Genomic DNA, 20,793 nt, shown 5'->3' on the forward strand with positions numbered 1-20,793 from the left:
TATAAGGGGAGCGTTTTAATAAAAAACTAAGGGGTGAAATTTGTTGAAAAAATTACTAGTTTTGTGTTTGGCATTAGCAGCGGTAATTAGTTTGGCAGCATGTGGTGAAGAAGGAAAAAGTAAAAGCGGGGATGATAGTCTTACAATCGGAATTTCATTACCATCAGCAACACATGGATGGATGGGAGCATTAATTGAAAATGCGGAAAATCAGGCAAAAGAAATTAAAGAAAGTGAAGGCATTGATTATGTAATGACCAATGCAACAGATCCAAATAAGCAGGCAAATGATGTTGACGATTTAATTTCACAAGGCGTTGATGTTATTGTAATGCTTCCAATCGAATCAGCAGCACTTTCACCAGTAGGACAGAAAGTAAAGGATGCTGGAATTCCTTTGGTAATTGTCGACCGTGAACTTGAAAATGATGCTGCGACGGTTGTTGTTAAAGGTGACAACGAAGGAATCGGTGTAAATGCCGGTAAATATTTCATTGAAAAATTAGACGGTGAAGGTAAGGTAGTTGAAATAACAGGTCCTCCAAGCTCCGTAACAGAGCAGCGTGGTGCAGGATTTAAGGAAGCAATGGAAGGCGCTGAAGGGATCGAAGTAGTCGCTTCACAAAGTGGAGAATTTTCAACTGAAAAATCATTAGAAGTTATGTCAAATATTCTCCAGGCCCAGCCGGAAATTGATGCTGTATTCACGCAGGATGATGGAATGGCACTTGGTGTAGTTCAGGCAATTAAAGAAGCAGGACGTGAAGATATACAGTTCGTTACTGGTGCAGGTGGAGCTAAAGGAGTCTTCGAAAGTATTAAAGAAGACGGTTTAATTTCAGCAACATTTTTGTATTCACCAACAATGGTTAGAGATGGTGTGAAAATTGCAGCAGACCTAGCACAAGGTGAAGAACCAGAAGAAACAATGGTGGTAAAAGAAGCAACGAAGGTTACAAAAGAAAATGTTGATGAGTATTACAACCCTGATTCTAAATTCTAAATAAAGTTAAAGGAAATACAATATGCGGAATTCCCGCTGTTGTATTTCCTCTTTTCCTATAAAAGGAGAGAATTATACATGTCTGAAAATCCTTTCATGACTATGAAGAACATCAAAAAATCATTTAACAACGTACCTGTATTAAAAGACGTATCCTTACAAGTGGAGCGTGGAGAGATACATGCATTGCTTGGTGAAAATGGCGCTGGTAAATCTACCTTAATGAACATTTTGGGAGGGGTTCATCAGCCTGACAATGGCACGATACAGATGAATGGAAATGCCGTTAAAATGACGAACCCTATCGTTTCGCAGCACCATGGGATTAGTTTTATTCATCAGGAACTTAACGTGGTCTCGGATCTAAGAGTTTATGAAAATATGTTTCTGGGTTCAGAACTTCGCAATAAGATGGGTTTTGTTAAAGTAGAAGAAATGTGCAATCAAACAAGGGATGTACTTGCCCAGCTGGGTGTTGACATTAATCCGAAAGAGTATGTACGAAATCTGGATACCTCGTATAAACAATTAATTGAAATTTCAAAGGCGCTACTACATAATTCCACACTTATTATTATGGATGAACCAACATCCGCATTAGCAGAACATGAAGTAGATCGGTTGTTTGAACTAATGAAAAATCTTAAAAAGTCAGGTGTTTCGATAATTTATATTTCCCACAAACTGAAAGAAATAAAAGAAGTTTGTGATCGCTATACAGTACTTCGTGACGGGGAATTGGTGGGCAATGGAAGTATGGAAAATGAAAACCTGGATACAATCACCAACCTGATGGTAGGAAAATCAGTATCTGAGGACCGGTTTGTACAAGATCATGATTTTGGGCCGGAAGCATTAGAAGTGAACAACTTAACAGATAAAGATTTCTTTAAGAATATTAGTTTTACTGTTCAAAAAGGTGAGATTGCTGGTTTCACTGGGTTAGCTGGCGACGGCAGAACAGAGTTGTTTGAAAGTCTGTTTGGTTATCGCAAAAAATACACCGGTGAAATAAAGATAAACGGCCAGGTAGTAAATATAAGTCATCCAAAAGATGCATTAAAGGCAGGATTGGGCCTTGTCCCAAAAGATCGGAAGGAAAATGCAATTATTAAAGATTTAAGTGTGGTTCATAATATGAGCTTATCCTCTATGGCACATTTTGAAAAGACAGGCTTTATCCAGGAAAAAGTGGAGAAAAGTAAATTTCAGTATTATAAAGACAAATTAAACATTAAAGTAGCTAATCCAGGAGTAACAATTGACAAGCTAAGCGGTGGTAACCAGCAAAAGGTTATTATTGCAAAATGGCTTGAGGTAAATACTGATATTATTATTTTCGACAACCCTACACAAGGTATCGATGTAGGGGCTAAACGGGAGATTTATCAGCATATTATAGATTTAGCTGAACAAGGAAAAGGCGTTATTATTTTATCCTCGGAGGCACCTGAACTATTAAAGATTTGCCACAAAATACATGTCATGTATCAAGGTGAAATCACTGCGGAATTTAGAGGAAAAGAAGCAACAGAAGATGAAATCATGAGTTATGCAACTGGCTCGAAAAGGGAGGTCGTAACAATTGGCTAATACAGAACGAAAAGAAGAAACTAATCATCAAACAACTCCATCGAATACACCAAGTCGGCTTTCCTGGTTATGGTCGGAATATAGTGTGATAATTGCATTCCTGATTATATTTATAGCTGCATCGATTATGAGCCCAAGGTTTCTGGACATCAATAACCAGCTGAATATATTAATGCATGTTTCGATAATTGGGATTATTGCTTTAGGGATGACTGTTGTTATGCTGTCAGGGGGTATTGACTTATCAGTTGGCTCTGTCCTGGCATTAGTTGGTGTGATTACGGTAATAGCACTAAATACTTCAGGCAGTATTTTTGTAGCTATTTTGACTGCTTTTATAGTTGGATCATTCGCAGGACTACTCAATGGGTTAATGGTCGCTAAGGGTAAAATAGCCTCATTTATCGCCACACTGGGAATGATGGCGGCAGCCCGTTCTATTGCATTATATATTGCCGACGGTGGAAGTATGTCTGGGGAAGTATCCGGATTTACAGCTATCGCGAATTCCAGTTTAGGGATGATTGACTATCCGATAATTATATTCCTTATTATGACGGCACTTATATATATTTTAATGCATAAAACACGGTTCGGACGTTATGTGTATGCCATTGGCAGTAATGAGAAGGCAGCTGTTTTATCAGCAATCCGTGTTGATCGTGTGAAGCTTGGCGTCTATAGTTTAGCAGGATTGCTTGTCAGCGTGGCAGCAATAATTGAAACATCACGACTGAATTCAATTTCTTCCTCAAGCTCCGGTATGCTCTATGAATTAGATGCTATCGCAGCAGTTATTATTGGTGGGACTCGAATGACCGGAGGCAAGGGGAAAATCATTGGGACATTTTTTGGTGTCCTGATTCTCGGGATTCTCAATAATACGATGAACTTAATGAATGTTTCTCCACACCTTCAAGGATTGGTAAAAGGTTTAATTATAATTATAGCAGTAGTATTTCAAAAGAGAGAATAGGAGGCGGTCATTTGAATATAAAAGCAGGTATTATCGGATGTGGTTCAATCGCTAAGTTTCGTCATGCACCAGAGTATAAGGCAAATCCGTATGTGAGTGAAATTATTTTCTATGACAGGAACCCGGAGCGGTCAGCGGAATTAGCGGAGCTGTTTGACGGAAGCGTTGCAGCAACCGTTGATGAATTGTTAGCAGACCCCTCCGTACAGGTTATTAGTGACTGTTCATCAAATGAAAATCATCACGTTTTTTCAACCAAAGCACTGCTTAGTGGAAAGCATGTCCTATGTGAGAAGCCTATCTCTCTTACAGTCGAACATGCAAATGAAGTGGTCGAGGCGCAAAGGAAATCCGGGAGAAAGTTAATGGTGGACCATAATCAGCGATTTACCCGCGCCCACCAAAAAGCCAAGGAAATACTCAACAACGGTGAACTTGGTAAAGTTCTTACATTTAGAACTACTTTTGGGCATCAGGGGCCAGAGCATTGGGGTGTAAACAAAACAAACTCAACATGGTTCTTCAAAAAAGACCGCTCAGGCTTCGGTGTTGCAGGTGACTTAGGTATTCACAAGCTGGACCTGATCCATTACTTATTGGACGATGAAATTGAAGAAGTCAGCGCTTTTCAAGGTGCGCTAGATAAGGTTGATGAACACGGTAAACCAATTGAAGTTTGTGACAACATCGTTTCCAGCTTGAAGACAAAACAAGGCCGGCTTGGTACAGCAGCCTTTTCCTGGACATATTACGGTGAGGAAGACAATAGCACAATCATCTATTGTGAAAAAGGAATTGTGAAAATTTATCATAATCCAGCCTATCAAATTGAAGTAATTACCAAAGATGGTGAAAAGGTAAACTATCAGCTTGAAACCATCCAAACAAATGATAACCAAACAAATACTGGTGTCATCGACGCATTTATCGATTGTGTTCGTCTTGATGAGGATCCACTTGTAACTGGCCAGGATGCACTGTCATCACTCAAAGTGGTCCTTGGTATACTGGAGGCCGCAGAGACGAATAGTGTTGTAAAGGTTTAAGCGTACCGTTTAATATTTAATAGTCTAGTTAACTTAGTAACTGGGACAAAAGTAATTTAGTCAAAATATAATCCGAACTATGATTCAAATTCTTTAAAATGAATTCGAATTAGTTCGGATTTTTTTGTTGCAGATTAGATATAAAATGTGAAGTAACTAGGGGAGTCCTATTGAAAGCATTTTGTAAGGCTTCCTAACGACGCAGCTGGAATATACTCGCTTTCCGTGGGCTCACCACGAGCCTCCTCAGTCGCAAAGAACGCTCCCTGTGGGGTCTCTTAGGATCACTGTCCCACAGGAGTCTCGCATATTCCAACTGCTAGTTAAGTGGTATAAATTCTTGTTTTTTTAAGTTTTAGTGAGCAATACCCAGCGGAGGAAATACACGTAGACTCCTGTGGGAGCTGAGGCCTAGATGAGACTACGAAGCGACGTAGGAGCAAGGAGGCTCATCAGCCGCCCACGGAAAGCGAAGTGTATTTCCGTAGCGAAGTTACTGAACCCAACCATTAGTTCGCATTTTATATCAATTACGTACTAGATAAACCATTGATAATGAAAATTCCAAATAACTTATCCTATTATTTCGTCTTTAAAGTAGAGATGTTTAGTTATGTCCCAGCCTCTTTTTTGGTACCTCAGAATTCTACCATTGAAATAGTTAATTAAAACCGGATAGTATGGACTATATTTTTGCTGGGCATAGGTGAAAGGAATGATTTTAGCCGAAACGGGGTTAAATTAAGATGATATTTTAGTATAATTGAAAATATTCAAATAAATGCAAAAGGATGTGAACAAGTTTATGATCACAAAGGGGTATATGAAGCAATTATTCTTGTTTTTCCTTCTGGCAATGGTTGTTGTTATGCTGTTTGCCAGTCAGGAGAAACCCTTTGTAACAGCATCTGAAGACACGGCAGAAACTGTAAATGAGAATGATCAGTTAGCGGACAAGCTTGACGAAATTCTCCGTCACGAAAGCCTGGAAGGAGCGAGTACAAGCGTCAGTGTTCGGGAAGCTAGTACTGGTGAACAGCTCTATGCACGGTCTGGTGATGAACGCCTTCATCCAGCGTCTAACATGAAGCTGCTGACAGGTGCAGCAGCTATGGAGACTTTGGGACCGGACTATCAATTTACCACTGAGGTACTGACGGACGGTAATATCAGGGGAAATGCCCTTCACGGGGATTTATATCTGAAGGGAAAAGGAGATCCGACGCTAATGGAAGGTGATCTGGATCAATTTGCAAAAGAATTAAAAGGTCAAGGTATCAATGTCATTCAGGGCGATTTAATTGGCGACGATAGCTGGTATGATGATGTCCGTCTGTCACAGGATCTAAACTGGTCTGACGAGCCTTATTACACGGGGGCGCAAGTTTCAGCATTATCCTTATCACCAAATGAAGATTATGATGCGGGAACGGTTATTGTTAAGGTTTATCCAGCTGATGACGCTGGTAGTAAGCCTGACGTAAGCGTTACACCTGCTACCGACTATGTCACAATTGTCAATGAGGCCAAAACGGTCCCAGCTGGTGAAAACAGGGATATTTCAATTGAACGGCAGCACGGAACAAATAATATTTTAATTGAAGGAACCATTCCTGTTGATGGGACACGCTCCAGATCCTGGGTTTCTGTTTGGGAGCCGACAGGGTATGCACTTGATGTATTTAAAAAATCGTTAGAGGAAAATGGCATTAAACTGACAGGCAATTCGGATGTGACAAGAGGTGTAGCACCTGAGGATGCAACTTTACTTGCTTCAAGGAAATCGATGACTCTGGAAGAGCTCTTTATTCCGTTCATGAAATTGAGCAACAACGGTCACGGTGAAATTCTAGCAAAAGAAATGGGAAAAGTGGTACATGGTGAAGGAAGTTGGGATAAAGGACTCGATGTCATTGAAGATGTTGCGACTGATCTTGGCGTAGACCGTGATACAATCCTTTTGCGAGACGGGTCAGGTATGTCTCACAAAAACATGATTCCGTCCAATGAGCTTACCCAATTTTTAACTGGAATTCAAGACAAAAGCTGGTTTCCGGCATTTGAAAACTCCTTGCCAGTTGCTGGTGCACCAGAACGTCTTGTTGGCGGTACGCTCAGGTATCGTATGACATCGCCACCGGCCCAGGATAATGTTGTAGCCAAAACCGGCTCATTAACTGGTGTCTCAACACTTTCTGGCTATGTCACGTCACAGGATGGAACAGACTTGGTATTTTCCATTATGCTAAATAATTATCTAGGCAATTCGGATACCTCCATTGAGGATACAATTGCAACAACATTAGCAAAGCATGAATTTAAGTAATAAACAGGGGTCCCGGTATTAGGGACCCCTCTATTTTTAGGATAGACTGCCATATTTTTAAATTTCCACAAAATTGTCGATATTTTGTTGCCACTTATTTGTCCTGAGAATCGAATATTGTTACACAAAGTATTATTTTTGAAAAAAATAATACAAACAATATTAAATGTCGTATGACCATAAGATAAGACTATATCGGTTAGCCGTCTTATAGTAGATAAATTGCTTGGTAACCTATTGGTAAACGAAAGCAATAGATACCGAGAAATGCCTGCAACAACAATAGCGGACAAGGGAGCTCTTATTTTATCGAAAACAAGCAATATTAACGTTTAAGCGGACACCAGACACCTTATTTGCAGTAATTACCCCTATTTCACTTGAATTTATGTGAAATAAGTGCACCTGTGTCCGCGTATTCCTCAAAGAACGCTTTTTTATCGAAATAGCAGCACCTGTGTCCGCTAAATATCTGGATGCAATGGCGTTTTATTTATCAATAGCTGTTAGAAAGAAAAGCCTTTTAAACAGTGCATTTTAATCGTGAAGTTTATGGTAAGGAATAACTTGCGATGATCAAGTATCTCCTAATTTAATAGCCTACCTCAACGGCAGCGTTCACGATATACATTAAATCATTGTCATCCTGTTTATCTTCCAGAATAATTCCACTTGAAGTTGCCATTCCACCATCTGTAACATCGACGGTCACTGTACCATAGGGAATGGTATCTTTTACTTTTTCAACGTCCAAGTGATCACGGTCAAGTGGTACAGCCAGGCGAACATTTACGTTCATATTTTCAATCCGCTGATCAGGAAGGCTCTTCGCAATCCCTGGCATTGAGTTTCCATATATCGCATCTTCCACTGCGCGGATTGAGGCCTTTGTAACATTTTGACCATGCACATCTATTCCAGTACCAGTTTGAATAAAGAGAATTTGTTCCATGCTGAATCTCTCCTTATCGAGTTGTTTTATAGATAGAATTCCCGATTAAAAAATTACATAAACACAAAGTCATCGTATTGAGTTGTGGAAAGTAGTGGGAGGAGTCTTTAACTTTGATAGATGGGAATATTTTTGGGTGATTATCAAATTGCTTTTTATTTGATATTCTATGAATTAATTGTAGCATAGAAGGTGTGATAATAACGTATATAGGAGGATTATAGATGAGTACAATGGATGAAGTTGTTGATGGCTGGCTGAAACATAGACTAGTAGTGCAAGAGTTGCTGGAACTAGTGGACGATGAACATGTTCAGTTCAAACCTTGGGATAACGCGAAATCATTAGGCGATTTGGCGGTTCATATAGCTACATCGATGGACATGTTTGTTAAAACGGTGAAGAACGGAAAGTTCACTCCTCCACAAGAGGAATCAAATTATGAGACAATGCGTGATGTACGCGAAATTCTCAAGAAATATACGGAAACAACCAAGCAAGATCTAAAATCTCTTTCCAAATCTCAACTAACAGATGAAGTTGAGTTCAACAAAGATATTGCACCAGGAAGTTTCTGGCTTTCTAATGCAATTGATCACGAGATACACCATAAAGGTCAATTATTTACATACGTTCGCATGGCGGGGGTTAAAGCAGTACCATTTTTCATGAAGCATCCTTCAGAATTGAAATAGGTGGTCTGTAAAATTAGAAGGAGGCTGACTTTAATGTCAGCCTCCTTCTTAGTTGATATTTATTTGGTAAGCACCATAGCATCAGCCACTTAAAGAAATCCAGCAATTTTTGCACCTGCCACCAGAATGCCAGGTGTTCCAAACTCCTCTGCAGCTTGCATACTTTTCCGCTATTTTGTGCGATTTTTAAAGAATGCAAAAATTTGTAATGCATAATAATTACCCTTATCTTAAACATTTATCTTAGCTACAATTTCATCTATACTTAAGTAAAGGATTGCTTATTGAAGGAGAGATCAAATGGATAGTACGATAAAAACTTATTTTGAGAATTTACAGTCTGATGATAAGAACTTACAATATGAGGCCTTCAGCAATATTATTGATGCTACAAAAGTTGAAGTGGATTGGGCATACGAGGTTTGGGATCAATTGGTGGATGATTTAACGCATCCTAATAATCATCAAAGAGCAAGAGCTGCACAGTTTTTATGCAGCTTGGCTAAAAGTGACCCTGAAAAAAGGATGTTACATGATTTTGCTGCAGTATGGGAAGTGACAAAAGATAAGAAATTTGTGACAGCCAGACATAGCCTGCAATCAATTTGGAAGATAGGTCTTGCTGGTACAGAGCAAAAAGAGATGGTCATCAAGCACCTTGTTAATCGTTTTGATAATTGTACTTCCGAAAAAAACTATACATTAATTCGCTTCGATATTATTAAAAACCTTAGCAATTTGTATGACGAACTGAAAGAAGAAGAAATAAAGAATACAGCATTGAATATAATTGAAAAAGAAGAAGACAAAAAGTACAGGAAAAAGTACTCCACAGTATTTTAGGCCACTAATGAATAATTGAATTTTCTAACTATTGATATTATAATGAAAATATAGGAAAATAGTAAAAATATATTATTTTATTTATAGTATAAGAGAAATTAGGAGGTAGACAAGATGCTTATAAAAAATGATTATGTAGCTAAGCATGATGTTGAATTTGTGAAAGAAAATGACAGTATGAAGTACGCGTTAGATAAACTCGAGGAGACTGGTTATCGCTGTATACCGGTGCTGGATGAATCAGGGTCTACCTACGTCGGTAATATTTACAAAGTTGATTTACTTGAATATGAAAGAGAACATTCCCTCGAGGGACCCTTGAAGGAGCTTGTTTCTGATCAGGATGGCTTTGTAAAAGAAGATGATCCATTCTTCAAGGTATTTTCATCGATCAAGCGTCTTCCTTTTCTTGCAATTATTGATGATTCAGGAGAATTTATTGGGATATTAACAAACGGAAATGTTATTCAAGTACTGGAAAATGCCTGGGGAGCAAATATTGGAAGCTATTCCCTAACGATTGGAACGCTTGAATACTCCGGGGTCTTAAGAAAGATGCTTAAAATTGTTAACAAATACTGCAATGTGCAAAGTGTTATTTCGCTGAATAACGGTTCCAAATACGTTAGAAGAGTTTGTATTGTACTCCCAGAAGAAGCCGACGAACAAATGGTAAACAGCATTAAAAAAGATATGGACAAAAATAACTTCACAGTAACAGACGTAGAGAAATTGAATTAATCTACTTGCAGTTCACACTTTTTTGTCAACAAACGTTCAAAAAAAAATAAGAGAATAATGTAGACATTTCTCTTTAACATGGTAAAATTTAATAGAGTACATTTAAGGGGATATTTTCTATGAAACTATGGTTCAGAAAAATTTCAGTTATCCTTATCGCAATTATGACCTTAGGGATCTATGTCCCGCAAATTTCTCTGGAAACCGAAGCAGAGGAAAGCAGTGAGGCTATTTCACCGAAGTCGGATATTGATGAAGTCGTTTCCGTAGCCTTACCCGAGGTCAGTGATGAAACGGAACCTGATCAAATTTCTGACGAAGAAATCCTCATTAATGAAATAACCAAAAAAGCAAAAGAACAAACGTATACTAAAATGGGACCTAGAATTGTGACACATGTGGAAGACGATTTCATGACAGCTATTTTGCCTAAAATTGAGGAATCCCTTAATATGATTTTGGCAGAAGCAGGAGAAGATGAAGTCCCTTATTACAACATTACGGAGCGGCCATCACAGGGACATGGAGAAAAGATTTTTAATATATATGATAATCGAACAAAAAAAGATATTGCACGATTCCATGTTAGGCGTGATAACCGACCTTTAGAAGGATACTGGTTTAATTTCCATTATCATTTAAGCAGTGATGGTTTTGAAAACCACCATGAAATTGGTGAGATTTACTGGGATAAAAACAGTCCGCCTAAATGGATGACATAATGATAAAAAGCCTGGTTTTCACACCAGGCTTTTGTTTGTCTAAGGTATCATTATATAATGGGTATAGTGATTAATGAAGCTGTAAAAGGAAGGTAGTTTATGTCTGAAGAGAACATTACCAGGATAAATATAGATGATAAAGAATTAATACTTATTGGAACTGCGCACGTATCAAAGCATAGTGCACAACAGGTAAAAGAAGTTATTGAAGCGGAAAAGCCTGATTCTGTTTGTGTTGAACTGGATGAACAACGATATAAGTCAATTGTCGATGGTAACAAATGGAAGGATATGGATATATTTAAAGTTATTAAAGAAAAGAAAGCAACCCTGCTTTTAATGAACCTTGCTATCTCATCCTTTCAAAAACGCATGGCAAAGCAGTTTGGTATAAATGCAGGACAGGAAATGATTCAAGGGATTGAATCAGCGAAGGAGAATGATGCCGGCCTCGTACTAGCTGATCGGAATATCCAAACTACCTTTTCCCGTATTTGGAGTGGTATCGGACTAAAGGGTAAAGCTATGCTGCTCATGCAAGTTATTGGCAGTATTTTTACGAAAGAAACAATTTCTGAAGAAGAATTGGAAAAAATGAAGTCACAGGATATGTTAAATTCAATGCTGCAGGAGTTTACCGATAGCTTTCCAAAGCTGAAAAAGCCATTAATCGATGAGCGTGACCAGTATTTATCCCAGAAAATTAAAGAGGCACCAGGCACGAAGATTGTTGCTGTATTAGGAGCAGCACATGTTCCTGGGATTAAACAGGAAATAAATAAAGAACATGATTTGGAACGGTTGGATGAGGTACCTCCTAAATCAAAGATCCCTAAAATTATCGGCTGGTCAATTCCAATCCTCATTCTGGCAATTATTGCATATACATTTTATGCAAACCCATCTGCAGGTGTCCAGCAAACGATAAGCTGGGTGTTGTGGAACGGATCTGTTTCAGCGATCGGGGCAGCGGTTGCCTTGGCACATCCACTTGCAATTCTAACTGCTTTTGTAGTGGCCCCAATAACTTCACTAAATCCATTAATCGCTGCTGGCTGGTTTGCGGGGATTGTTCAAGCTTATATTCGCAGACCAAATGTAGCGGACTTTGAAACAATTTCTGAGGATGTATTTAGTGTGAAGGGTTTTTGGCATAATAAGGTGAGTCGTATTCTGCTTGTCGTTGTGTTGGCAAACTTGGGGAGTTCTTTAGGGACATTTATTGGTGGAGCCGATGTCATCCGATTATTCATAGAAAACTTGTAGCGTAGGAACAAAAGCGCTGGAGCTGGACGTCGCTGATTCGGAAGTCCAGTTATCCACAGCGCTTAAATTTTATAAATTCCTAACCCACAAGATATCTGGAGGTTATCCATGTATTTAATTGCCAAACAGCCGTATGTTAAAGTTCAACGGGAAGTAAGCAGTATCGAACAAAGAGATGTTGAGTATGAACGTATCATCTATATGTATGATGAGAAAATAGTAACACAGCATCGCGAGTTTTCGATTGAAAATGTACTTGATATGTCATATCGGGTTGTAGGTAAAACAGGCGGCCTCTTGTATCTACACACAATTAAGGGTGTCTATTCCTATACGGTAAAATCATCCCCACAACAATTTATTGATGCTTTTAAAGAGCATTTGAAATAGTCGTAACTAACAACGTCAGGACAATTACTAATTCCAATTGTGTCTGGCGTTTTTATATTGCATTTTTTTTGACAATCATTTATAATTAATTATAATATTCTGAACATACTATCCGGTTAGTTAGTTAATAAATAAGCAGGAGATGAAGAGATGGATTTTTCGTACGCTGAAAAAGTTATCGATATGCAAAAGAAACTGACGGACTTCATGGAGGAGCATATTTATCCAAACGAAAAAGTCTACGATGAGCAGTTGAATCACCAGGAAAATCGCTGGGCTGTTGTTCCGCCAATTATGGAAACATTAAAGGAAAAGGCTAAGGCACAAGGGCTTTGGAATTTATTTTTGCCAGATAGTGAATATGGAGGCGGATTAACAAATCAGGAATATGCACCGCTTTGTGAAATTATGGGACGCTCGATGATTGGCCCGGAGGTGTTTAATTGTAATGCTCCGGATACAGGCAATATGGAAGTATTGCATCGCTACGGGACCGAGGACCAAAAGCAAAAGTGGCTGTTCCCGCTTCTGAATGGTGAGATTCGGTCATGTTTTTCGATGACAGAGCCTGATGTTGCTTCAAGTGATGCAACGAATATTGAATCAAGCGTTGTTAGAGACGGTGACGCGTATGTAATTAATGGTCGCAAGTGGTGGTCGTCCGGTGCTGGTGATCCGCGATGCAGGATTGCGATTGTCATGGGAAAAAGCGACCCTGAAGCTGCCCGGCATGCGCAACAGTCGATGATTTTAGTGCCACTTGATACACCAGGGGTAAAAGTGGAGCGAATGCTTCCTGTGTTTGGTTATGATCATGCACCACATGGGCATGCAGAAATTACATATGACAATGTTAGAGTTCCTGCTGAAAATATGATCTGGGGTGAAGGAAAAGGTTTTGCGATTGCACAAGGGAGACTTGGTCCAGGACGCATTCATCACTGTATGCGGCTAATTGGGGCTGCAGAACGAGCGCTTGAAGATTTATGTAAGCGTGTACAAGATCGCGTGGCTTTTGGCAAAAAATTAGCAGACCAGGGTGTTGTTCAGGAATGGATTGCTGAATCACGAATAGATATTGAACAAGCCCGGTTATTAACGTTAAAAGCAGCTTACATGATGGACACGGTTGGCAACAAGGAAGCCAAAACAGAAATAGCAATGATCAAAGTTGTTGCGCCAAGTATGGCATTACGGGTAATAGACCGAGCAATTCAGGCGTTTGGTGGTGCAGGAGTGAGCGATGATGTCACGCTGGCTGCACATTGGGCGAATGCGCGGACACTCCGGTTAGCCGATGGTCCGGATGAAGTGCATCGCAGACAAATAGCCAAATTAGAGCTTCGAAAATATTCATAATTATGGAGGGGATATAACATGAATGTACTAGAACTTTTTAAGCTGGAAGGAAAGACGGCAATTGTTACAGGTGGAGGACGTGGACTAGGGGCGCAAATTGCCCAAGGGTTAGCAGAAGCAGGCGCTAATGTTGTCGTGTGCTCCCGTAAACTTGAGGCATGCCTGGAAATGAGTGAGGAGCTGAAGAAATTCGGTGTTGATTCATTGGCATTCAGCTGTGATGTTACAAATCAGGACGATGTTAAAAAAGTAGTTGATGAAACAAAGGCACACTTTGGATCGATTGATATTCTGGTGAACAATAGTGGTGCTACATGGGGCGCACCTGTTGTCGATATGCCGATTGAAGCTTGGCAAAAGGTCATGAACGTAAATGTGACGGGGACGTTTTTAATGAGTCAGGAAGTCGGCAAAGTAATGATTGAGCAGGAAGGCGGTAAAATCATCAACATCGCTTCGGTTGCTGGCTTTGGTGGAACAGATCCACGATTCATGGACACAATCGGCTACAATACGAGTAAAGGGGCAATTATGACGTTCACAAAGGATTTGGCAACAAAATGGGGACAGCATAATATTAACGTAAATGCCATTGCACCAGGGTTTTTCCCAACAAAAATGTCAAAAGGGTTAATTCATACGGGAAAAGATAAAATTTTAGAAGGAACACCGTTGAACCGGTTGGGAAGTGATGCTGATTTGAAAGGAGCGGCATTATTCCTAGCATCAAAGGCATCGGATTATGTCAGCGGTGATATTCTATCAGTTGATGGCGGTGCACATGCTTTATAAATATATCAAACTAGCGAGGAATATAATATGAAAGAGAAGATAACAACGCAGAGTATTATACTTTTTGAGAAAAAAGGATTCAGTCAGACGTCAATCCAGGATATTGTCGATGTACTGGAGGTAACTAAAGGGACATTTTATTATTATTTTTCAAGTAAAGAGCAGCTGTTAATGGACATTCACTCTGATTACATTACCAATCTATTAGAACGACAGCAGCTTATTTTGGACAATCAAGATCTATCACAAAAAGAGAAATTAAGCAGGACAATCCGATTGCTGGTAACAGATATTGCTGATAAAGGGCCAAGTGCACGGGTGTTTTTCCGTGAGGTGAGGCATTTGGGTAATGAAAACATTGAAAATATTAAAAAGAAGCGGGATCAGTTTCGCCTGAATATCGAAAAGACGGTTAATGAAGGTGTTCAGCAAGGTGAATTCCGTGAAGGTTTGCGGACGGATATGATTACGTTTGGGATCTTAGGAATTACAAATTGGAGTTACCAGTGGTATAAGCCAGATGGAGAAGTGTCCATTGATGACCTGGTGGAAATCTATGTAGATATGATCCTGAAAGGGATTGAGCAATAGGAGGTGAGCTAGGCTGGATATTTTGGATATAAAAGTTCGAGTCAGTGAAACAGACCTGTTAGGACACATTAACAATGCGAGTTATTTTATTTATATGGAAGAGGCAAGAATTGAGTTTTTGAAAAAGCTTGGAATTGATATTGAGAATGGTGATTTTGCTTTTATGCTGGTCTCAGCAAAGTGTGACTTTATTAGGCAGGGTTATTTTGGAAAGACACTCCAAGTTGCCACAGAGGTATTAAAGATTGGAACCAAGAGTATAACACTGACAAGTACGATGACGGAGAGTGAATCAGGGGATTTGATTGCAAGAGGTGAGGTAGTCCTTGTTTATGTTGACGTACACGCACAGCAAACAATAGCAATTCCGGATTCATTCAAGGATAAGCTGCAGGTGCATATGAAGGGAGATGACTGAGATGAAATCCGGTTTTAAAGATACAATCCGTGTCCGGAATGGTGAAGAACTCGATAAAGGTCCACTATTGCAATTTATCCGAGAAAATATCGCAGGAGTTCCGGACGGACCGCTTGAAGTTGAACAATTCGGTGCTGGCCACTCTAATCTGACATATTTATTACGAGTTGAAGACTGGGAAGCAGTTTTGCGCAGGCCACCGTTAGGTCCAGTTGCCCCAAAGGCACATGATATGGAGCGGGAGTATACGGTGTTGTCGGGATTACATCCATCATACCCAACAGCGCCAAAGCCTCATGTGTTTTCGGATAATACAGATATTGTTGGAAGCCCCTTTTTTATCATGGAACGAAGAAAGGGGATTGTACTGGATACCGAATTTCCTGAGGGGGTGGCATATGATAATGCACTGGGACGCAAAGTTTCGGAGCTAATGGTCGACAAATTGGTAGAACTGCACCAAATTGATTACACGAAAACCAGCCTCGTCAATATTGCTAAGCCGGATGGATTTATGGAGCGTCAGGTGAAGGGATGGATTAAGCGGTATGATCGTTCAAAGACTGATGATGTACCAGGGGTAACCGCGTTAACAAACTGGCTAACGGATAATATTCCGGTATCGCCTGATCCAACGATTATCCATTACGATTACAAGCTGAACAATGCTATGTTTTCCGATGATTTTAGTGAAATGACTGGATTGTTTGACTGGGAAATGACAACAGTAGGCGATCCATTGGCAGATCTTGGGGCAGCCATGAGCTATTGGATAGAAGCAGGTGATCCGGAATTATTGAAAAAAGGACTTGGAAAGCCTCCTGTGACCGTAATTGATGGATTCTTCACCCGTGCGGAGTTTGTCGAGGATTACGCAAAGAAAAGTGGTCGCGATGTCTCAAGTATTCACTTTTACCAAACATTCGCTTACTTTAAACTTGCAGTAATTTGTCAGCAGATATATTTCCGGTACAAACAAGGCCAGACAAATGATACTAGATTTTCTCATTTTGATAAATTTGTATCCAACCTAATCCAATATGCGTTGCATACCTCAAAGGGTGTGTGACAGATTGTGAAGGTGCATCTTCTCTGGAAAAAAGAAGAAATCGATGATCTCCAAATGAAAGAGGATAAAATTGCGGTCGTGTTTGACGTGCTGCTTGCCACGTCGACGATTACAACGTGTCTGGCATATGGGGCAAAACAGGTAACGCCAGTATTGGATGAAAAGGAGGCGTTAAAAGAAGCAGAAGCAATAAAAAATGATGATGTTTGTCTTGTTGGAGAGCGTGATGGTATAACGAATAAGGGGTTTTTGGACCCTGTTCCATTATATCTTAAGAACCATATAGCCGGAAAAAAGGTGGTGTTGTCAACAACGAATGGAACCGTAGCTATTCGTAAAGCAGCGTCTGCCAAAAAAGTATATATGGCATCCTTGTTAAATGGCGAGGCGGTCGCTCGTCGCTTAATTGAGAGATATGACAATGAATCGATTGTTGTTGTCTGTTCCGGATCAAACAATTCATTTTGCATAGAGGATTTTTATGGAGCGGGATATTTTATTGATCAGCTTGTAAATACCTACAACAAAGAACCGGTTGATCTAACGGACAGTGCCATGGCAGCAAAGTTGTTTTATGAAAATTTAAGTGATCAGGCGGAAAATGTGCTTCGTAATTCACATGTAGGAAAGATGATGGCTGCATATGGTGTTGAAAATGAAGTGGAATTTGTTAGCAGAAAGGGCATATTATCCGTTGTGCCAAGGTTATTCGACGGGAAAACAATTGTTGCAGAAGACTAAATTTTATATGGAGGATTGCTATAGTTATGAAAGCAGTACAATTTAACGAATATGGTGGACCAGATGTGCTGGAGGTTATTGATACAAAAGCGCCAGCATACAGCGAAGATGACGTATTAATTGAAGTGAAAGCAGTTGGTGTTAATTATGCAGACACTGCCAGGCGTGAAGGTCAATATGTAGTACCAACCAATCTGCCATTTATCCCAGGTGCAGAGGTCGCCGGGGTGGTAAGCGAAGTAGGTTCCAATGTAAAAGGTATACAAAAAGGTGCAAGGGTTGTCGCTTTAATTGAATCTGGAGGCTATGCAGAATATGCAGTTGTACCGGCAAAAGCAGTTATTCCTGTGCCAGATGGTGTAGATTATGAAAATGCAGTCGCACTTCCATTACAAGGGTTGAGTGCCTATCACATCTTAAAAACGATGGGCCGATTAGAAGAAGGTGAAACCGTTCTTGTCCATGCAGCTGCTGGTGGGGTTGGTTCGTTGGCTGTCCAGCTTGCAAAGTTATTTGGAGCAGGAAAAGTAATCGCCACTGCCAGTAACGAGGAGAAATTGACGTTTGCTAAGCAGATGGGTGCAGATCATGCTGTTGATTATACCAAAGAAGATTGGGAAGAAAAAGTTCGTGAATTAACAGATGGAGAAGGTGTTGATGTTGCGCTGGAAATGGTAGGAGGTGAAGTTTTTCATAAAACAGTTGAATGCTTAGCGCCATTTGGCCGTCTGGTGATTTATGGTGCAGCAAGTGGTGAACAGGCAAAATTTTATCCAGGTGCACTAATGAAACGAAATCAATCTGTTGTAGGATTTTTCCTGCCGCAAATCATGCGAAAGCCAAAGCTTTTTCAAGATAGTTTAAGCGAACTTTTAGCGTATGTACAAAAAGGAGAGCTAAAACTAACGGTCGGCGGAACATACCCATTAGCAGATGCCGCAAACGTTCATGCTTTAATGCAGGGAAGAAAAACAAAAGGAAAACTTGTTTTAATTCCGTAGTATTATCGTAAGGTACTTTTCTGGAAGAATTTGTTGTTAATCTTCGTAGTTAATTTAAAGTGCGATTTTATGTGGAAAATACATGAGTGCTATGACACCGCTCCGGAAATACACTTCGCGCACCTAGGGCAACGCTTCAGCTTCCTCGGAAGCAAAAACCGCTTCCTGCGGGATCTTCAGCTGTTGCTATTCCCACAGGAGTATTCGTGTATTTCCTGCGCTATGGATTGCTCAACTAATCGTTAATCTTATGGAATATAACTACTTATTAATCGGGAAATCTCTATCAGTGGAGGCAGAATACGTAGACTCCTGCGGGAACAGCACGTTCCGAAGACCCCGGAAGAAGCAACTAAATGAAGGCCGACTAAAACCGTCCTTTGCGGACAACGTCGGCATACCCCTTGCCGGGGCAAGGAGGCTGAGGTCGTGCCCGCGGAAAGCGAAGTATTATGACGGAACGAATCTAAACACTCAACCATCATTAGACAAGAGAAAGCAGCATTATCACTGTGATGCAAGAATCTATTAGATAGAACCTATCGTAAAATGTCCAAATAATGAATAACGTTAAATGTAAGCGTTATCAAATTAAGGGGAGGAAGACTAATGAATAGAACATGGTTAAAGCACTACCCGGAGCATATTAAGAAGGAGCTTGAAATACCCAATGACTCCGTCCCAGATATGCTAAAGAATGCAATTGCCAATTATGGGGATCATCAGGCACTTTATTTTTATGGAAAAGAAATCACGTATAAGGAGCTTGGTACACAAACAGGAGCATTTGCTTCATCTCTTCAGCAAGATGGCCTAAGTCAAGGAGATCGTGTGGCTCTCATGCTTCCAAACTGCCCGCAATACGTCATAAGTTATTATGGAACGCTACAAGCCGGTGGAACAGTTACACAAGTTAATCCAATGCTCGTTGGAAAAGAACTTGAGCATATATTAACCGACTCAGGGGCAGAAACAATCGTTATCTATGAACCATTACTTCCCGTGTTGAACCAAATTATCGATAACACATCTGTTAAGCGCGTGATTAAAGTAAACCTGGAAGGACGAGACACAGAAGATAGCTTGGCAATAGGATTCACAGCTTTTCTGAAACAAGCACAACGACCACCGGAGCCAGTAGAAATCGATCCGAAAGAAGATTTAGCAGTTCTGCAATACACTGGTGGAACGACAGGACGATCGAAGGGAGTTATGCTTACCCATCGAAATATTTTAACGAATACGATGCAAGTCTATGAATATTTTAAAGATGAAATCCAGCCCGGGAAAGATCGCTATCTCACGGTAATACCTCTATTTCATGTGTTTGGGATGACATCCTGTATGAATCTGTCCATCTACACAGGGTCATTGAGTATCATGCTGCCAAGATTTGAGTTGGAGGAAGTGCTGCAAACGATCAAGGACTTAAAGCCAACCTCATTCCCTGGTGTTCCGACGATGTATGTAGCATTAACAAGTCATCCAAAGGCAGAACAATATGGAATTGACAGTATACGTATTTGTAACAGTGGCAGTGCTCCAATGCCAGGTGAATTACTGCGTTCTTTTGAAGAAAAAACCGGCGCTAAAATCCTGGAAGGTTACGGCCTTTCTGAGAGTGCCCCAGTTACACACTGTAATCCGTTTTTTGCCGAAAGAAAACCAGGCAGCATCGGCATTGGAATCCCGTCTACTGACTACAAGATTGTTGATTTAGCAGAGGGAACCGAGGAAGTTCCTGTCGGTGAAACGGGCGAGATAGTCATTCGAGGTCCACAGGTAATGAAAGGATACTGGAATATGCCGGAAGAAACGGCTAACACGCTTCGTGATGGCTGGCTATACACAGGAGATATTGCCCGTATGGACGAAGATGGTTATGCCTATATTGTTGATCGAAAAAAGGACCTGATTATTGCAAGTGGGTTTAATATTTATCCTCGTGATGTGGAAGAGGTTATTTATGAGCATCCTGCCGTCCAGGAAGCGGTTGTTGTTGGGATTCCTGATGCATATCGCGGAGAAACCGTTAAAGCGGTTGTTGTTTTAAAAGACGGCAAGCAATGTGATGAAGAAGAGCTTATCGCATATTGCAAAGAAAATATGGCGTCCTATAAAGTACCGCGAGTAGTCGAATTCCGGGATGAACTTCCGAAAACAAATGTAGGAAAGATCTTACGTCGGGCAATTAGAGATGAAAGTTTACAGAAATAAGGTAATGGAGTTAATAGGGCGGAATGAGTGGCTCTATTAGCTCTCTCTTAAC

20 protein-coding genes are annotated in these 20,793 nt (G+C 40.2%); 19 read left to right on the forward strand and 1 reads right to left on the reverse strand.

The features are described from left to right. Positions 1-43 precede the first annotated feature (43 nt). The 5 genes from ACE1TG_RS12670 to dacB all read left to right on the forward strand — a co-directional run bounded on the left by ACE1TG_RS12670 (position 44) and on the right by dacB (position 6,944). Positions 44-1,003 carry a substrate-binding domain-containing protein gene (locus ACE1TG_RS12670; RefSeq protein WP_375052752.1) on the forward strand — a complete coding sequence of 320 codons (960 nt, stop codon included), beginning with the start codon at positions 44-46 and terminating at the stop codon, positions 1,001-1,003. Positions 1,004-1,081: 78 nt separating this feature from the next. Then, positions 1,082-2,596 (forward strand): sugar ABC transporter ATP-binding protein, encoded by a 1,515-nt coding sequence (locus tag ACE1TG_RS12675; RefSeq protein ID WP_375052753.1) that lies wholly within the window; start codon positions 1,082-1,084, stop codon positions 2,594-2,596. Then, positions 2,589-3,572 (forward strand): ABC transporter permease, encoded by a 984-nt coding sequence (locus tag ACE1TG_RS12680; protein ID WP_375052754.1) that lies wholly within the window; start codon positions 2,589-2,591, stop codon positions 3,570-3,572. Before ACE1TG_RS12675 ends, ACE1TG_RS12680 begins: the two co-directional genes overlap by 8 nt. Before the next feature lie 11 nt (positions 3,573-3,583). Beyond that, on the forward strand, positions 3,584-4,618 hold the full coding sequence (locus ACE1TG_RS12685) for a Gfo/Idh/MocA family protein (RefSeq protein ID WP_375052755.1): 1,035 nt from the start codon (positions 3,584-3,586) through the stop codon (positions 4,616-4,618). 823 nt (positions 4,619-5,441) lie between these two features. Then, positions 5,442-6,944 carry a D-alanyl-D-alanine carboxypeptidase/D-alanyl-D-alanine endopeptidase gene (gene dacB / locus ACE1TG_RS12690; protein WP_375052756.1) on the forward strand — a complete coding sequence of 501 codons (1,503 nt, stop codon included), beginning with the start codon at positions 5,442-5,444 and terminating at the stop codon, positions 6,942-6,944. Between the two features lie 592 nt (positions 6,945-7,536). Here dacB and ACE1TG_RS12695 read toward each other — a convergent pair. Continuing rightward, positions 7,537-7,896, reverse strand: a complete 360-nt coding sequence (locus tag ACE1TG_RS12695; protein WP_375052757.1) for a Lin0512 family protein — start codon at positions 7,894-7,896, stop codon at positions 7,537-7,539. 224 nt (positions 7,897-8,120) lie between these two features. Here ACE1TG_RS12695 and ACE1TG_RS12700 point away from each other — a divergent pair, with 224 nt between their 5' ends. The 14 genes from ACE1TG_RS12700 (at position 8,121) to ACE1TG_RS12765 (ending at position 20,741) form a co-directional block, all read left to right on the forward strand. After that, positions 8,121-8,591, forward strand: a complete 471-nt coding sequence (locus tag ACE1TG_RS12700; protein ID WP_375052758.1) for a DinB family protein — start codon at positions 8,121-8,123, stop codon at positions 8,589-8,591. A gap of 300 nt (positions 8,592-8,891) precedes the next feature. Beyond that, positions 8,892-9,434 (forward strand): hypothetical protein, encoded by a 543-nt coding sequence (locus tag ACE1TG_RS12705; RefSeq protein ID WP_375052759.1) that lies wholly within the window; start codon positions 8,892-8,894, stop codon positions 9,432-9,434. Between the two features lie 114 nt (positions 9,435-9,548). After that, positions 9,549-10,175 carry a cyclic di-AMP binding protein CbpA gene (gene cbpA / locus ACE1TG_RS12710; protein WP_375052760.1) on the forward strand — a complete coding sequence of 209 codons (627 nt, stop codon included), beginning with the start codon at positions 9,549-9,551 and terminating at the stop codon, positions 10,173-10,175. A gap of 119 nt (positions 10,176-10,294) precedes the next feature. Next, a complete protein-coding gene (locus ACE1TG_RS12715) occupies positions 10,295-10,897 on the forward strand; it encodes a YpjP family protein (RefSeq protein ID WP_375052761.1) in 603 nt (200 codons plus the stop codon). Between the two features lie 99 nt (positions 10,898-10,996). Continuing rightward, a complete protein-coding gene (locus ACE1TG_RS12720) occupies positions 10,997-12,163 on the forward strand; it encodes a TraB/GumN family protein (protein WP_375052762.1) in 1,167 nt (388 codons plus the stop codon). 108 nt (positions 12,164-12,271) lie between these two features. Further along, positions 12,272-12,553: a hypothetical protein gene (locus ACE1TG_RS12725; RefSeq protein WP_375052763.1), complete on the forward strand. Its 282-nt coding sequence runs from the start codon at positions 12,272-12,274 to the stop codon at positions 12,551-12,553. A 150-nt stretch (positions 12,554-12,703) separates the two neighbouring features. Then, positions 12,704-13,912, forward strand: a complete 1,209-nt coding sequence (locus tag ACE1TG_RS12730; RefSeq protein ID WP_375052764.1) for an acyl-CoA dehydrogenase — start codon at positions 12,704-12,706, stop codon at positions 13,910-13,912. A gap of 18 nt (positions 13,913-13,930) precedes the next feature. Beyond that, the gene (locus tag ACE1TG_RS12735; RefSeq protein ID WP_375052765.1) at positions 13,931-14,704 is read left to right on the forward strand and encodes an SDR family oxidoreductase; all 774 of its coding nucleotides are present in this window, start codon (positions 13,931-13,933) and stop codon (positions 14,702-14,704) included. Between the two features lie 27 nt (positions 14,705-14,731). Next, the gene (locus tag ACE1TG_RS12740) at positions 14,732-15,295 is read left to right on the forward strand and encodes a TetR/AcrR family transcriptional regulator (protein WP_375052766.1); all 564 of its coding nucleotides are present in this window, start codon (positions 14,732-14,734) and stop codon (positions 15,293-15,295) included. Positions 15,296-15,317: 22 nt separating this feature from the next. Further along, positions 15,318-15,713, forward strand: a complete 396-nt coding sequence (locus ACE1TG_RS12745; protein WP_375052767.1) for an acyl-CoA thioesterase — start codon at positions 15,318-15,320, stop codon at positions 15,711-15,713. Continuing rightward, complete coding sequence (locus ACE1TG_RS12750; protein WP_375052768.1) at positions 15,706-16,782, forward strand: phosphotransferase family protein; 1,077 nt, start codon at positions 15,706-15,708, stop codon at positions 16,780-16,782. Before ACE1TG_RS12745 ends, ACE1TG_RS12750 begins: the two co-directional genes overlap by 8 nt. Positions 16,783-16,788: 6 nt before the next feature. Next, positions 16,789-17,523 (forward strand): 2-phosphosulfolactate phosphatase, encoded by a 735-nt coding sequence (locus tag ACE1TG_RS12755; protein ID WP_375052769.1) that lies wholly within the window; start codon positions 16,789-16,791, stop codon positions 17,521-17,523. 26 nt (positions 17,524-17,549) lie between these two features. Further along, positions 17,550-18,524 (forward strand): quinone oxidoreductase family protein, encoded by a 975-nt coding sequence (locus ACE1TG_RS12760; RefSeq protein WP_375052770.1) that lies wholly within the window; start codon positions 17,550-17,552, stop codon positions 18,522-18,524. Positions 18,525-19,133: 609 nt separating this feature from the next. Beyond that, entirely contained in the window at positions 19,134-20,741 is a 1,608-nt protein-coding gene (locus ACE1TG_RS12765) for a long-chain-fatty-acid--CoA ligase (RefSeq protein WP_375052771.1), read from the forward strand. Positions 20,742-20,793: the final 52 nt, after the last annotated feature.

The sequence above is a fragment of the Virgibacillus sp. JSM 102003 genome, from assembly GCF_041949995.1.
Taxonomy (GTDB): Bacteria; Bacillota; Bacilli; order Bacillales; family Amphibacillaceae; genus Lentibacillus.

What these genes read in the sequence shown, in the direction of transcription:
- ACE1TG_RS12675 (WP_375052753.1), top strand. Translation starts at nt 1,082, where the DNA reads ATGTCTGAAAATCCTTTCATGACTATGAAGAACATCAAAAAATCATTT.
- dacB (WP_375052756.1), top strand. Translation starts at nt 5,442, where the DNA reads ATGAAGCAATTATTCTTGTTTTTCCTTCTGGCAATGGTTGTTGTTATG.
- ACE1TG_RS12695 (WP_375052757.1), bottom strand. Translation starts at nt 7,896, where the DNA reads ATGGAACAAATTCTCTTTATTCAAACTGGTACTGGAATAGATGTGCAT.
- ACE1TG_RS12700 (WP_375052758.1), top strand. Translation starts at nt 8,121, where the DNA reads ATGAGTACAATGGATGAAGTTGTTGATGGCTGGCTGAAACATAGACTA.
- ACE1TG_RS12705 (WP_375052759.1), top strand. Translation starts at nt 8,892, where the DNA reads ATGGATAGTACGATAAAAACTTATTTTGAGAATTTACAGTCTGATGAT.
- cbpA (WP_375052760.1), top strand. Translation starts at nt 9,549, where the DNA reads ATGCTTATAAAAAATGATTATGTAGCTAAGCATGATGTTGAATTTGTG.
- ACE1TG_RS12715 (WP_375052761.1), top strand. Translation starts at nt 10,295, where the DNA reads ATGAAACTATGGTTCAGAAAAATTTCAGTTATCCTTATCGCAATTATG.
- ACE1TG_RS12720 (WP_375052762.1), top strand. Translation starts at nt 10,997, where the DNA reads ATGTCTGAAGAGAACATTACCAGGATAAATATAGATGATAAAGAATTA.
- ACE1TG_RS12725 (WP_375052763.1), top strand. Translation starts at nt 12,272, where the DNA reads ATGTATTTAATTGCCAAACAGCCGTATGTTAAAGTTCAACGGGAAGTA.
- ACE1TG_RS12730 (WP_375052764.1), top strand. Translation starts at nt 12,704, where the DNA reads ATGGATTTTTCGTACGCTGAAAAAGTTATCGATATGCAAAAGAAACTG.
- ACE1TG_RS12735 (WP_375052765.1), top strand. Translation starts at nt 13,931, where the DNA reads ATGAATGTACTAGAACTTTTTAAGCTGGAAGGAAAGACGGCAATTGTT.
- ACE1TG_RS12740 (WP_375052766.1), top strand. Translation starts at nt 14,732, where the DNA reads ATGAAAGAGAAGATAACAACGCAGAGTATTATACTTTTTGAGAAAAAA.
- ACE1TG_RS12750 (WP_375052768.1), top strand. Translation starts at nt 15,706, where the DNA reads ATGACTGAGATGAAATCCGGTTTTAAAGATACAATCCGTGTCCGGAAT.
- ACE1TG_RS12760 (WP_375052770.1), top strand. Translation starts at nt 17,550, where the DNA reads ATGAAAGCAGTACAATTTAACGAATATGGTGGACCAGATGTGCTGGAG.
- ACE1TG_RS12765 (WP_375052771.1), top strand. Translation starts at nt 19,134, where the DNA reads ATGAATAGAACATGGTTAAAGCACTACCCGGAGCATATTAAGAAGGAG.